Annotated in this window: 11 protein-coding genes and 1 pseudogene; 11 read left to right on the plus strand and 1 reads right to left on the minus strand. The window is 59.5% G+C overall.

The window, feature by feature from the left end:
- Nucleotides 1-729: 729 nt before the first annotated feature.
- Nucleotides 730-942 (plus strand): annotated as a pseudogene (locus J6524_RS18850) (IS3 family transposase); the annotation flags it as partial.
- A gap of 87 nt (nt 943-1,029) precedes the next feature.
- Here the strand turns inward: J6524_RS18850 and J6524_RS18855 are convergent.
- Nucleotides 1,030-2,541, minus strand: a complete 1,512-nt coding sequence (locus J6524_RS18855; RefSeq protein ID WP_225673125.1) for a S10 family peptidase — start codon at nt 2,539-2,541, stop codon at nt 1,030-1,032.
- 3,056 nt (nt 2,542-5,597) lie between these two features.
- Between J6524_RS18855 and J6524_RS18865 the strand changes: the two genes are divergently transcribed.
- From J6524_RS18865 to J6524_RS18910, 10 genes are all read left to right on the plus strand, one after another.
- The gene (locus J6524_RS18865; protein ID WP_225673128.1) at nt 5,598-5,864 is read left to right on the plus strand and encodes a hypothetical protein; all 267 of its coding nucleotides are present in this window, start codon (nt 5,598-5,600) and stop codon (nt 5,862-5,864) included.
- A gap of 230 nt (nt 5,865-6,094) precedes the next feature.
- Complete coding sequence (locus J6524_RS18870; RefSeq protein WP_225673130.1) at nt 6,095-6,232, plus strand: hypothetical protein; 138 nt, start codon at nt 6,095-6,097, stop codon at nt 6,230-6,232.
- Nucleotides 6,233-6,450: 218 nt separating this feature from the next.
- Complete coding sequence (locus J6524_RS18875; RefSeq protein WP_225673131.1) at nt 6,451-6,642, plus strand: hypothetical protein; 192 nt, start codon at nt 6,451-6,453, stop codon at nt 6,640-6,642.
- 383 nt (nt 6,643-7,025) lie between these two features.
- Complete coding sequence (locus J6524_RS18880) at nt 7,026-7,523, plus strand: MFS transporter (protein WP_376712046.1); 498 nt, start codon at nt 7,026-7,028, stop codon at nt 7,521-7,523.
- A gap of 298 nt (nt 7,524-7,821) precedes the next feature.
- Entirely contained in the window at nt 7,822-8,706 is an 885-nt protein-coding gene (gene nifH / locus J6524_RS18885; RefSeq protein ID WP_028350602.1) for a nitrogenase iron protein, read from the plus strand.
- Nucleotides 8,707-8,834: 128 nt separating this feature from the next.
- Entirely contained in the window at nt 8,835-9,551 is a 717-nt protein-coding gene (locus J6524_RS18890) for a nitrogen fixation protein NifQ (protein WP_225673133.1), read from the plus strand.
- Between the two features lie 73 nt (nt 9,552-9,624).
- On the plus strand, nt 9,625-10,101 hold the full coding sequence (locus J6524_RS18895; protein WP_376712052.1) for a Fur family transcriptional regulator: 477 nt from the start codon (nt 9,625-9,627) through the stop codon (nt 10,099-10,101).
- A 148-nt stretch (nt 10,102-10,249) separates the two neighbouring features.
- Nucleotides 10,250-11,437: a homocitrate synthase gene (gene nifV, locus J6524_RS18900; protein WP_225673137.1), complete on the plus strand. Its 1,188-nt coding sequence runs from the start codon at nt 10,250-10,252 to the stop codon at nt 11,435-11,437.
- 199 nt (nt 11,438-11,636) lie between these two features.
- Nucleotides 11,637-11,978: a nitrogenase stabilizing/protective protein NifW gene (nifW, locus tag J6524_RS18905; protein ID WP_225673138.1), complete on the plus strand. Its 342-nt coding sequence runs from the start codon at nt 11,637-11,639 to the stop codon at nt 11,976-11,978.
- Between the two features lie 469 nt (nt 11,979-12,447).
- The gene (locus J6524_RS18910; protein WP_446479901.1) at nt 12,448-12,984 is read left to right on the plus strand and encodes an adenine nucleotide alpha hydrolase family protein; all 537 of its coding nucleotides are present in this window, start codon (nt 12,448-12,450) and stop codon (nt 12,982-12,984) included.
- The last annotated feature ends 10 nt before the right edge of the window (nt 12,985-12,994 follow it).

The following is a 12,994-nucleotide window of genomic DNA, read 5'->3' on the forward strand; positions in this document are numbered from 1 at the left end:
CTTAAGAGCTGGGCAAATCCGATCTAAGACCGTACACAGCACTCTGGTGAGAGTGCCGAATGCGGCGCCGGCATCCCAGTTGACCCCCATCAATGACTGCTCTGCACTGGGGGGCACAACGCCACCGCCAATCTCATCGAAGATTGTCCGCCGCCTGACCATAGAACATACCTATGCATCGGGGCGACTTGGATTAAGTGAGGCCGAGGAGCGGGGTCGTTAAAGCGACAAGTGTACGGCGGGCCAATCAACATCAGCGCATTTGGCCGCCGAGGTCATCGAGCCGGCTCGCGAAACGGGCGCTGCCGGTCGGGTGGCCAGGCGGTCGCGAACAGGGCACAATGGAAATCAATGGTGGCCTTCTAGCGCAGAGGCGGCGATCTCACCCGAAGCTGAGTGCGTCCACCGCCCGACACCACTTCTGGCCAGTACGACAGGGGCTGTCCAGCGGCGATACACACGATAGACAGAGACCTGCCACACCGAATTTTTGCAGCGAGCTGTTATCGTTGGTTTCTATTGTGGTGTCATCAGCGTATTTGGCAGCAACAACTGGCTGTCAGCGCAACAGCGGGCGGCCGTACCAGTAATCACCTGGGCACTGAGACGAGACGACCGCCCACGCAGGCGACTAGCGCTTTGGCACGAGCGGACCCGCCAGCTCAAGGCAGTTTTTGCCCTTGAGCAGTGTTAGGAGAGAGCTGGTCCTGAAAGTGGTTGCTGCTTGACGGCAAGAAGAACAGAACGAGCGCACGCGCGATCGATGTAGAGACGCTGCACGCCAAGATCGGGGAGCTGAGACTGGAGATACGATTTTTCAGAAGGCGCACTCAGCAAAGCCCGGCTGCTGAGCGCAAAGCGATGGTCGACGGTGGGCACGACCTGCCGATCACAAAACACACGGAAATTGTCAAGATCAGCCGTAGCAGTGTCTATTATCTATCGTCAGTGGAGTAGGATTCCAGCTGCGGTCTCGCACTAAGAAACGCTGATCTACTATACGCGCGCGAACACGAACCTGCTTGTGACTTAGTTCGCCGCCGGCTCGATGAGCACACGCCCGTACTTGATCATCGTTTCGACCTCTGCGCGAAAAGCTTGGCGCGAGGCGTTGCGTGAATAGAACATGTGACCGCCCGGAAAGACCACGAGTCTGACTCGCGGCGCTGAGGCGTAGGCAGGCAACTGATCGAGCACCATCTTCGAGCCGAAATAGGGCGTGGCAAGATCGAACAGGCCGTGCCCGACCAGTACGCTCATCTTCGCGTCCGTCGCAAGGATCTGGCGCAGCTCCGACAGCGACTGCGGGGGGCTGCCGCCGAAATCCCAGGCCCGCCCGACCGCACCGTTGCGCAGTTCATAGGAGCCGTCCGGCCGCCAGTTGAGCTTGCGCGTCAGGATATCGACGGCGGCACTGGTCAGCGGCGCCTGCAGCGCATCGCCCGAGGGATCGCCGAAGAGGTAGCCATCGGAGTCCGGATAGGGATCGAGGCCGCGCACGGAGGCGTCATAACGGCCGGTCACCTTGCCGCTCTTGCGGTCGAGCTCGCGGCGGAATTCGTTGACATCAAAGCGCCCGGCAAGCCGTCGGCTCACAGCCCGGTCGATTCCGGTCAAGGCAGCGACCTTGTCTGCGAGACGGTTGGTGGCCTCCTTGTCTGCCTCGCCCTTGACGAGGTCGGCCAAGAACTCGCCGAGCGCGTAAGCTTCCACGTCGGCGAGATCGGCCCGCTTCACCGGCCCCCTGGCTTCGCGCTCAGTCGCGACATAGCTCGGCAACGTTGCGACATATTGCAGGATGCTGGTGCCGGTGAACTCGCGGAAGTCGAACACAGGCGAGATCATTATCAGGCCCCTGACGCCAATGCCCTGCTGCATCTGCAACTCGCGCACGACCTTCGGCCCGCGAATGCCGCCATAGCTTTCGCCCGCAACGTATTTTGGCGACAGCAGCCGGTCGTGCTTCTCAAGCCAGCGGCGGATCACCAGCGCAAGTGCGCTGACATCACCGTCGACGGAATAGAACCGCTTGCGGACATCCTCTCCGGTCGCGACGAAACGGCTATAGCCGGTGCCGACGGGGTCGATGAAGACGAGGTCGGTGAAATCGAGCCAGGTCTCCGCATTTGGCTTCACCTCTGCAGAAGTCGATGGCGTGACCTCGTCGGCGTTGATTGGCAGCCGCCAGGGACCCGCACTGCCGAGTTGCAGCCAGGCCGACGATGCGCCGGGTCCGCCGTTGAAGAAGAACGTGACCGGGCGCGTGTCGCGGTCGGTGCCGTCGAGCTGATAGGAGGTGTAGGCGATCTCAGCCTGCGGCTCGCCCTTGTCATCGAACAGACGGATCGAGCCTGCGGTCGCGGCGAAGGCGAGCATCCGCCCAGGGAGCTCGATCGTTTGCCTGGTGGTGGAGTCCGGCGGCAGGCGATGCTGCTCGGACGTAGGCGGATCGTCGGCCCGGGCGGCGCTTCCCATCACGCCGCAGGCAGACAGGGCCAGCGCAAGAGAGGTGAGGCGCAGCGCGGTCAAATCAAACTGCATCGAGTGTCTCCCGTCCCGGCCGCACTTTGCGCGCACGAGGTGCGTCTGCCACAACGGCTCTACTCACCTAGCTGATAGTCGAGGAACAACAAACCTACTAAGTCGGGTAGCATTCGCTATGCTTGGGTCCTTTCGGCGGCAGAAACCTGCCTGGATCGGTCTCGCCGGATGATCTTCGAAGTGATTTGGGCGAGCAGTTCAGTCGTGCTTTCCATGCACTGGCGCCAATTCCTGTGTCCCAGGCGAGTGGCGTGTCGGTCAGCACTGGAACGAATCTTTACGGAATCCAAAAGGTCCATGCCCAAAATAATAATCCCCAGCACATGGCACAGGAGGCTCGCAGAGCATGCCAACTCAGGCGATGCTGGCGTTGATCGCGGTCTGTATCGTTCCGCATCAAACGCGAGTCCTGAGTCTCGGAAACGAAGGCCTGGATTCCACCGTCGAGGGCGGCGGCCTGAACGCGGCTGAGGGGACAAGGTTTGCCCTCTCCTCAAGTTGAGTGCGCAAAATGATATCGCGCGAGGAACTCGGGACCGGGCAAGGCTGCTTCTTGAATATGGTAGCAGCGCAAGTGGCGTCAATTCGCTTATGATCGATTGAACGCGCTCTGAGAATACAAGTTCAAATCCGAAGTCGCCGAAATGCAAGCTCATTCCGGGACTCGTGTCGGGGTAAAGCAAACTCGTACTGTTCACAATTCCAATCAGCCTGCGCTTGCCTTCTGGGCCACTTAGAAGTGCGGCAGCGCCATCCCCAAATATGCTAGTAGCGACAAGATTCTCAGGAGTGAGATCGTTCCGTTGGAATGTAAGCGAATTCAGCTCCACAGTGACGAGTAGAACGCGTTCGTTGCGCGGCAAATCGTTGCTGCCAAACCATTTCCCGATGCTCCCCCCGCACATCCAAGGCCAAAAACGGGCGTCCGTCTTACATCTGATCGCAATCCGAGTTTCAAGATCAGATCTACGTCGAGAATCGGGTAGCTATCCCACTCGATGAGACGAATATGATTCGATCGACTTGCTCGGGCTTCATGCCGGCTCTGTCGAGACAGAGAAGTGTTGCTCTGCACGCCAGCTCTTTTGCCCACTCCAGGTATGTTTCGTTTGTCTTACCTGTGCGATGCTCGCTTAGAAACCACTCGGGCGTAACGCAAAAGAAGCGCTGATCGACTAGCGCATGATCAAACACTGTGAGATATTTCTTAAGCGTCTTTATTCTAGGTCCCTCCCTCGCTAGTATCTTGGCGTCGGTCTGCGAAAGTCGGAAAGGCGGCAATGCCGTTCCGACAGCCAAAATTCTGGAGATCAGTTCCTCTTGTTATTGCGGCCGGGCGCTCGACCAAGCCTCCCAGGTGGGACCTCTCAAATCATAGATCCGAATGACCTTCGTTGGGCCTTAGTGTAGGGCCGCGCAGGTGGATCAGCGGCAGAGGGAGCAGCGGCCATCGCGATGAGGGCTATCGCGCCCGGCAGGACTTTCTTCATCGAACTGAATCACGATTGCCACGCGTCCGTCTTCTCCATCAATTGCTAAAGTTGGTAGTTGACTGGTGCTGCCGCTGCGCTTTGAGGAAGATGAAATCGCCGAACTGCGGGAGATGATAGCCGCACATTTCTACCTAATAAGCGGGCCGCCGAGAGGGACACCTGCACGCCGTCGAGCTCCGCCTGGGAACCTCTCGTGCCCGCCTCTCGCTCCTCTTCGAGGCCAATACCGACGGCGTGATCGAAAGTAATTGTTCGCAAAAAAGACTAGCGCTTGTCGTGGAACAGAGGGCGATCGAAGGAAAGAGTCGATTTCACTGATGGCGACGAAACGCTCTTTACGAGAAAACTGGACGAAGTCCTCGAACGGCTAAGAAGCCCTTCACTTTGCTACTAAAACCCCCAATCCTATTGAACGATGTTCGTTGCTGAAGAAATCACCTCGAACATCGAAGAGGATCGAAAGAGAGGTCGATATCTTCTCGGTAAATTGGTTTCGACGTCTCCGGATCATGCCCTAATGCAGTCCAGCCGCAGCGGTAACGCTGATCGAGGATTCTCGAAGTTCCGCCGCCTGTCGTGCCCCGCGAACGCGGGAGTTCATTTATGCGAGAATCTTCGCCAATCTCTCGGCTTCCTCTAACTGAAGGGCGCCGGCCGGCAATTGACCAATCAATTCCGCATCGTGCCTGGTTCGGGCGTGGGCTTGGAATGCGTCGGTCCACGACACTCGTGGAGCCGTGATTTCATCGCCCTAAAAATTGCCAGATACGGCCTCACGCAATTCGTCGAGCACGTCTAGCAATTGGGACAGCGTCTCGGCGGCACGGCGAATACGCGATCACCAGGGCAGGGCAGATGCTCCAGTCGGTACAACGCAGGAGCATTGATCGACTAAGCCTCCAAGCCCGTTCGCGGTCAAAGGCTCCAGGCGGCGCAGGCCCGTGACCCAAGCTGCTGAAGCAACGCCTCCGCGAGATCCTGAGGCGTTCTGGCGCTTCAATAAGAAGCCGGCATGCAGTTAGAGAAGTCCAGTCGCTGAAGGCGCTGGAGGGCCACGATCTTGTCCTCTCTCTGATGCGAACAACCGGACTCGCCTGCATCGCATGGCGACGGCGGGAGCCTACAAGCGTACGGTAGTGGCGTCGCCGCAAGCTTCGACACTGAGAAGGCCAGAGCAAGTGTACCAGCACGACATTGCCCAGGGCGCAATCGCTTACATGGTCTCGCAAGCCGCTACCGTGGCACACGAGCGCTCTAAGCACATGGCTGAGGTCAGGCCAAGCTTGCCTCCCAAGCCCCAGTCGAAGAAGGAAGGCAATAAATGACCAAACGTCACCCCGATGAGGGCAGGACATCGCCCACATCGAATCGCCGACGACGAAAACCGATCCATGCGTCCATGAGGACGAGCTGATCCTGAAGGAGCGATCCGCGTGGCTCGGTACCGCTTTCCCGCACGATGCAGGAGCCCGCGAGCATACACCGTGCAACCAAAGGACCGAAGTGACGCAACAGCTCAAGTACTCGGGTAATGCCGCCGCCGCTCCGCAGAAAAGCGCTAGAATGAGCAACAAGGCCGGCTTTGCCAACGGCAGCAGCGTGACGCCATACCCCAAGATGGAGCATGGGGCTGACAGAGGCGAGGGCCTTCATGAGAAGACGAAAAGTACAGCGACAAGGCCAAGCCGCGGAAATGATCTGGTGCGGCATATGGTGGCCGATGCCGGCGGCGAGCGGCGATTTGGCGTTACGCTTGCCGATCTCGACATAAACGTTCGTATCGTTCCGTCGCACCGTTTGGATGCTCGACGATTACCTACGTTCAATTGAGCTGCTGAGGGCGTTTATTCTAGGCTGCATCCTGCCCTCCTTGGGCGTTTCCTCCCTAGACTTCGGCCGCTTGTGGCAACGCAGGCGGCCTTTTCTTTGTCAGATACCCGGTGACCGAGATGATGCTCCTGCAATTAGCTCGGAAAACAAATGGTCGGGCTGTAAATGAGCGTCAGAATCGACGCCAAACTGGCCCAACATCTTAAGGCCAAGGCTGATGAGCTGGATAAGTGATCGACGCCATCACGGCGTCTGGCAATCTAACAGCTTGGGGCCGATATCAGCGCAAGGGGCCGGAGGCGCCCGGCGACGCGCGCACGCTGCTCGCTGAGACGGTGGAAGACATCCTGAAAGAGCAAGAGGATTAGGGAAGGGACGCTACGCGTTTCGAAACTGGAACTGCGCTCGAAGTCGGAGGATCAGAAGGCGGAGCTGATAAAGCTCATTGGCGATCTGTGCAGCATCGAGCTGCTAAACAACAAAGATCTTGGTCGGCATCTACGTCGAGCCGGAGAAGACCAAGGGCGGGCTCATCCTGTAGACCGGCGCGATCAAGGAATCAGTCGGGCAGGGCACCCTCGGCCTGGTGCTCAAGAAGGGCAAGACTGCCTTCAAGGGTGAGCCGGAGACCGGCACCTATTTCCACGGCCAGGACGTCAAGTTCGGCGATTGGGTTGTAATCCGGCCCGGCGATGCTCGACGCGTGCAGATCAATGGCGTGGATTGCCCATGGTCGAGGAAACGCCGCTCGACATGGTGGTCGACAACCCCGACGTGATCACACGCCGCTGATAGTGATACGGATTGGCAGAGCCTTCGGGCGCACTGAACGAGAGCGCCCTGTTGTCAGCTTTGAGACCAAAGTCCGCGACTTGACGCTACACACATCCAGTACGAAGCGACTGTAGAACCTCCAACTTTCAAAATCGGCATGCCGCTTGCTTCATTCGGGACACCATCACCGGTCGGAGGCGGGGCGGTGCTGTAGGAGTGGATTCGGCACGTGCGCGGGGCGTCCGGGACCGCCAATTTGCTGTGAGGCGACATGAAACAGCATGTTCGAGCGCCTGCAACTGCGGTTGCAGCCGCTCATGCTCTCCGCCGTAATGTTCTTAACGAGTACGAACACGAAACCACCAACTCGTCTTTCGGCGTTCCCCGATGATGTCCGTCGATCGCTTGGCCACCCGGCTCACGACGCGTCTTGCATTTTTTGTCGCCGGGTTTGGCAATGCGGCCTGGGCGCCGCTGGTGCCGTTCGCGAAGGAGCGGCTGGCGCTCGATGCCCGAGTTCTCGGTTTTCTGCTGCTCTGCCTGGGCATCGGCTTGCTCGTCTCGATGCTTTTGAGCCGTTTGTTGTGCGCGCGCTACGGCAGCAAACCGATTATCCTGATCGGCGGCTTCGGAATTGCGCTCATACTGCCGTGGCTCGCGGTTGCCAGTACGCCTCTGGAGCTCGGGGCCGCGCTGGTTGCCTTCGGCGCCTCGCTAGGCTCGAGCGATGTCGCTGCGAATGTGCATGCTGCCGAACTGGAACGTGCAGCGAAGCGTCCGCTGATGTCCGGCTTTCACGCGCAATTCGGCATCGGCGAATTTGCCGGCTTCGACGCGATGACCGCATTGGCTGGCTGCACGTTAGGCCTTTTTCATCAACCCTAATATCCGTGTCCGGCTTCTGACAGCGGCACGAATCCTGTCACGTTCAAAACACCTGGTTTCATCCGCCAGCTCGCGAATTTTTCAAAGTGTAATCAGAAACTTAAAGAGCGTGGACAGGGTTGGCACGGCGGTTGCTATCAGGATGCAGCAACACTGAATGAGGGCTGAGTGCACGCAGACGCGCAAGACGAGCGCTGCTCTCCTTCCCTTGAACCCGTGTGCCTCGTTTCTGAGAGAGAAACAAGCTCGCGCGCGAGCCAGCGCGCAATCTTTGGCAAATTGGTTGATGGAGAGCAACATGGCTTCACTGAGACAAATCGCGTTCTACGGCAAGGGCGGCATCGGCAAGTCGACCACCTCGCAAAACACGCTGGCGGCGCTGGCCGAGATGGGCCACAAGATCCTAATCGTTGGCTGCGATCCCAAGGCGGACTCGACTCGCCTGATCCTGCACGCCAAGGCGCAGGACACGATTTTGAGCCTGGCGGCGAATGCCGGCAGCGTCGAGGACCTGGAAATCGAGGATGTGATGAAGATCGGCTATCAGGACATCCGCTGTGTAGAGTCGGGTGGTCCAGAGCCGGGCGTCGGCTGCGCCGGCCGCGGCGTCATCACCTCGATTAACTTCCTGGAAGAGAACGGCGCCTATGAGAACATCGACTACGTCTCCTACGATGTGCTCGGCGACGTCGTCTGCGGCGGTTTTGCGATGCCGATCCGCGAGAACAAGGCGCAGGAGATCTACATCGTTATGTCTGGCGAGATGATGGCAATGTATGCCGCCAACAACATCTCCAAGGGCATTCTGAAGTATGCCAACTCTGGCGGCGTGCGGCTCGGCGGCCTCATCTGCAACGAGCGGCAGACCGACAAGGAACTGGAACTGGCGGAGGCGCTGGCCAAGAAACTCGGCACCCAGCTGATCTATTTCGTGCCGCGCGACAACGTCGTGCAGCATGCGGAGCTGCGCCGCATGACCGTGCTGGAGTATGCGCCGGAATCCCAGCAGGCCGATCACTATCGCAATCTCGCGACCAAGATCCACAACAATGGCGGCAAGGGCATCATCCCGACCCCGATCTCCATGGATGAGCTCGAGGACATGCTGATGGAACACGGCATCATGAAGCCGGTTGACGAGGCCATCATCGGCAAGACCGCAGCCGAACTCGCAGCCGAGTAATAGGACAGACCGAGAGAGGCCGGCCTTCCCAATGCTCATTGGGAGGTCGGCGCTCCGGCCTAAGATGTCGTGACCAGCATCACGACGCAGCGGAGCATACGTGATCACTGTGGAAAGGTCAGCAATCCATGTCCGAAGCGCAATTCTTTCCGCTTATGGCCGCCAGAGCGATTGAAGCGAACGATGAGCGGCATAGGGGAATTGCGACCTACCGCCTGCTCACTGGGGCGGACCCCGCAGATGCTGACATAAACAGTGACAGCAATTTCGATCGCCACGTGCTGGCGTCCATTCTGGCGGCCGCCACGATGGATGGTGGTCTGGTGTCAGAGAAGGTCGGTCTGTCCAGCCATGAGCTGGCCGCGGTGCTGGAGCAATACTTCCCGTCGATCCGGATAAGCCGCGAGGAGTTGCCCTTGCGCGTCAAGCGCAATGAGAGCGACGAGGCGGCAATGTTGCGTGATCTCCTGCTCGCACAACGCTCGACCGAAGGGGACGTCGGCAACTGGCTAGCTGCGATGATCGCGCGTCGCGCAATCGAGCCAAATCACTTGTGGGAAGACCTCGGATTGCGCGGTCGTGGCGAACTATCCCGGCTGCTATGCCGCCATTTCGCGCCACTGGCCGCGCGCAATACCAATAATATGCGCTGGAAGCGCTTCTTCTATCGCACGCTGTGCGAGGACGACGGCCTTGTCATGTGTACGACGCCGGTGTGCACGCAATGCAACGACTTCAACCTTTGCTTTGGCGATGAAAGCGGCGAGAGCCGGATGGCCGAGCGTCGGCGCGACGTTCTGCTGCAGGCGGCTGTCCCGGTCGCGGCCGGCACCTGGCCGATGTGAGCGACATCGGATGGATCGGCCGTTGGCCAGACTTCCGACGAGCGACGCCGGGAATCGTGCGGGCCTCGAGGAGGTGCAGTTGGAGCCGGCCTCCGTCCAACTCAGCGGGCAATGTGCCGCCGTCGGCGGCTTGAAGAATGTGTTACTCAAGGCCGGGGTGCGACCGACGCGCCAGCGCCTGATCCTAAGCGAGCTGTTGTTTGCCAGTGGCGCCCGGCATGTCAGCGCAGAGATGCTATTTGCCGAGGCGCGCGAGACCGGGTTTTCGGTCCCATGGTCTACCGTCTACAACACTTTGAACCAGTTCACGCAAGCCGGCCTGTTGCGCCGGTTCTGTCTTGATGGGTCGCGAGCGTTATACGACACCAACACCACACCGCATCCGCATTATTATCTACACTCCGAGGATATGCTGCTCGATGTCCCCAATGCGGATCCCCTGCTTGTGAAGTTGCCGGAGCCGCTGCCAGGCCACGAAGTCTCCTGCGTCGATCTGATCATCCATCTGAGCCGCAAGCGGGTTGATACCATCCAGCGCGTGGTGAGGTAAGCCGACGCCTTGACTTTGCGATGCTGTCGCGTTTGCGACAATCCGGCTGTGCCGAAAAACTGCGCGCTTGTTCAATTGCTTGGGGCCGGGTGCCGGCGTGGCATGCGGGTTGCTCAAGCCTTGCTTTGCCAGGAACAAGGAACCTTCCATGATCGCCGCCATCTCTGCCAAACCGTCATGGTCCAAGACGTCATGGGGAGGTCCAATCGTGCTCAACGACACGACGCTGCGCGACGGCGAACAGGCTCCTGGTGTTGCCTTCACCACCGACGAAAAGGTGACGATCGCGCAGGCGCTGGCGCGCGCCGGTGTCACCGAGATCGAAGTAGGCACGCCTGCCATGGGCAGTGAGGAAATCGCGGCTATCCGAGCCGTGGTCGAGACCGGTCTCCCGATCACCAGCATTGGCTGGTGCCGGATGCGTGAAGTCGACGTCGATGCGGCAATCGAGGCCAAGGTGTCGATGGTCAATGTCTCCATCCCGGCCTCTGACGTGCAGATTGCCGCCAAGCTTGGCGGTGACCGCGAGCTGGCGCTTGAGCAAGTGAGACGGGTGGTAAGTTATGCCCGCGAGCGGGGGGTTGAGGTTGCCGTCGGCGGCGAGGACTCTTCCCGCGCAGATGTCGATTTTCTCACCACGCTGATCGCCACCGCAAAAGCCGCGGGCGCACGGCGCTTTCGCATTGCCGATACGCTCAGCGTGCTTGATCCCGACTCCACCTTTGCGCTGATCGCTCGTTTGCGTGCGACCACCGATCTCGAGCTCGAATTTCACGGCCATGACGATCTCGGGCTCGCGACCGCCAATACGCTCGCCGCCATCAAGGGCGGCGCGAGCCATGCCTCGGTGACTGTCATCGGTCTCGGCGAGCGGGCGGGCAATGCACCGCTGGAAGAAGTCGCGGTCGCTCTCAAACAGCTCTACGGGCGCGACACCGGGATCGTGCTGCCGGAGCTGCAGAACGTCGCGGCCGTTGTGGCAGCCGCGGCTGCACGCACGATTCCCCTGAACAAGGCGATCGTGGGTGAGCATGTGTTCACCCACGAATCCGGCATTCATGTCCATGGCTTAATGAAAGATCAACGCACTTATCAGTCGCTCGACCCCCATTTGCTTGGTCGCTCCAACCGTATTGTGATCGGCAAGCATTCCGGGCTGTCGTCGATCACCACGTTGCTTGACGAATTGCAGCTCGCCGCCAGCGCCGAGGAGGCAAGACAGATCCTGTTGCGGGTGCAAAAACATGCCATGGAGCACAAGCGACCGGTCGCGTGCGAGACGGTGGTGGCGATCTGGCGCGACGTCTGCGAGCGCTTGTTGATCAATGGTGCGTGAGGCGGCCATGGTCCGGCATTATTACAGCCGATCACTTCGAAACTGCCGGCGTGCCACGGAAGCCCTCGCTGATCCACGACGACATAGGCCTGGAGGCCATATGCAGCGCCGCCTGCGCGAAGCAGCGTCGCAAGGAGATGACCAACCGGTGTCGGGTCCCGACCACAGGCCGGCGACATAACCCAAAGGAGATAATTCGATGAGCAACACACAGGCGGCAGTTGGCATCCTGGATCGACTCAACAAGGCCTCCTCGGCCGAAGACTTTTTTGCGCTGCTTGACGTCGATTACGACCCCAAGATCGTCAATGTCGCGCGCCTGCATATCTTAAAGCGCATGGGACAATATCTCGCCAAGGAAGAATTCGAAGGTAGCGCGGAGACCGAGGTCATGGCGCGGTGCAAGGCGGTGCTGGAACAAGCTTATGCTGACTTCGTGGCGTCCTCGCCAATCGACCAGCGGGTGTTCAAGGTCTTGAAGGATGCGGTCGCGGAGCCCAAGAAACCGGCGGCCTTCGTGCCGTTGAGCTCGCTGAAATAGCCTCACACATCAGTTCAGATCTGCCCCAAGCCATGTCGGTGCAGTGCGTTGTGCCATATTCCTCGTCATCCAGATCAACTCCGTACAGTAATGCGCGAAGCGGCGCTGTCGCATTTGCGACGTATGTCGGAGCTGTATGATCGGCGATGCTAGCGGCCCGTCTTTATCGACTTTCTCAAGTCGTTGAATGGACGTCTAATTTTTGATGTCCCCAACTGGTACGACACTTGCTGTTCTCCGGCCAAGTCCGTCATTGGCGCCGACTACACAGAATGTTGCCGTCCGAGATGAGATTTGGAGCAAGACCAATCATGTTGCCGTTACTGCTCGCCGCTCGCGCCGGCATCCTCTTATGGCTCACGCTCGCGCTAATGCCGTTCGAAGTTGCCCTTGACGCCATTGAGGCTGGAATTGACCGGGAGATGACCGCCAATGGGTAATTCGCGATCCACGCTACTCTGGAGAAGATATGCACAGTATCGTTTGCACTAAGCAGGTTCCCGATTCAGCGCAGGTTCGCGTCAATCCCCTGACCAACACTATCGTGCGTCAGGCGGCCAAGCATCATCAACCCTTATGCCTAGTTCGCGCTGGAGGCCGCGCACCAATTTGCGACAAGTTTGGCGGCGAGATCACCACGCTCACCACGGTCGACGCGGAGCGCCGCGCCGAACGCGGCGTGCAGAAGTTGCGCGCAAAGCTGCTGGTCAACCATGGCGGAAGCAACCAGCCAAATTTGCCGCGCCGTGACGAGGGACGCCCTGCGCGCGGCGCTGGGGCCGGTTGTAAAATGGAGCGCGCAGGAGGCCGGCGTCGAGGAGTCTCGAAATGCGTCGTGCTCGGCTCGCCGACCATCGTGAAGCGGGCCTTTGCGCCGTCGCCACGTGCCGAGAAGGCGGGGCTGGTGGAAGCCCCCAAGCAGCCGATGGAGGTGCTGATGAAAGCTATCTTGAAAGGCCAACCCAACCTAGAAACCGATCTTGTGGCGCAGGCGCGCAAGTTCTGAGGGGAATTCA

Source organism: Bradyrhizobium hereditatis, from assembly GCF_020329435.1.
In the GTDB taxonomy this organism is placed as follows: Bacteria; Pseudomonadota; Alphaproteobacteria; order Rhizobiales; family Xanthobacteraceae; genus Bradyrhizobium; species Bradyrhizobium hereditatis.

Excerpts from the sequence above, each read along its gene's own strand:
- J6524_RS18865 (WP_225673128.1), top strand. The coding sequence starts at position 5,598 with ATGAGCAACAAGGCCGGCTTTGCCAACGGCAGCAGCGTGACGCCATAC.
- J6524_RS18880 (WP_376712046.1), top strand. The coding sequence starts at position 7,026 with ATGATGTCCGTCGATCGCTTGGCCACCCGGCTCACGACGCGTCTTGCA.
- nifH (WP_028350602.1), top strand. The coding sequence starts at position 7,822 with ATGGCTTCACTGAGACAAATCGCGTTCTACGGCAAGGGCGGCATCGGC.
- J6524_RS18855 (WP_225673125.1), bottom strand. The coding sequence starts at position 2,541 with ATGCAGTTTGATTTGACCGCGCTGCGCCTCACCTCTCTTGCGCTGGCC.
- nifW (WP_225673138.1), top strand. The coding sequence starts at position 11,637 with ATGAGCAACACACAGGCGGCAGTTGGCATCCTGGATCGACTCAACAAG.
- J6524_RS18890 (WP_225673133.1), top strand. The coding sequence starts at position 8,835 with ATGTCCGAAGCGCAATTCTTTCCGCTTATGGCCGCCAGAGCGATTGAA.
- nifV (WP_225673137.1), top strand. The coding sequence starts at position 10,250 with ATGATCGCCGCCATCTCTGCCAAACCGTCATGGTCCAAGACGTCATGG.
- J6524_RS18910 (WP_446479901.1), top strand. The coding sequence starts at position 12,448 with ATGCACAGTATCGTTTGCACTAAGCAGGTTCCCGATTCAGCGCAGGTT.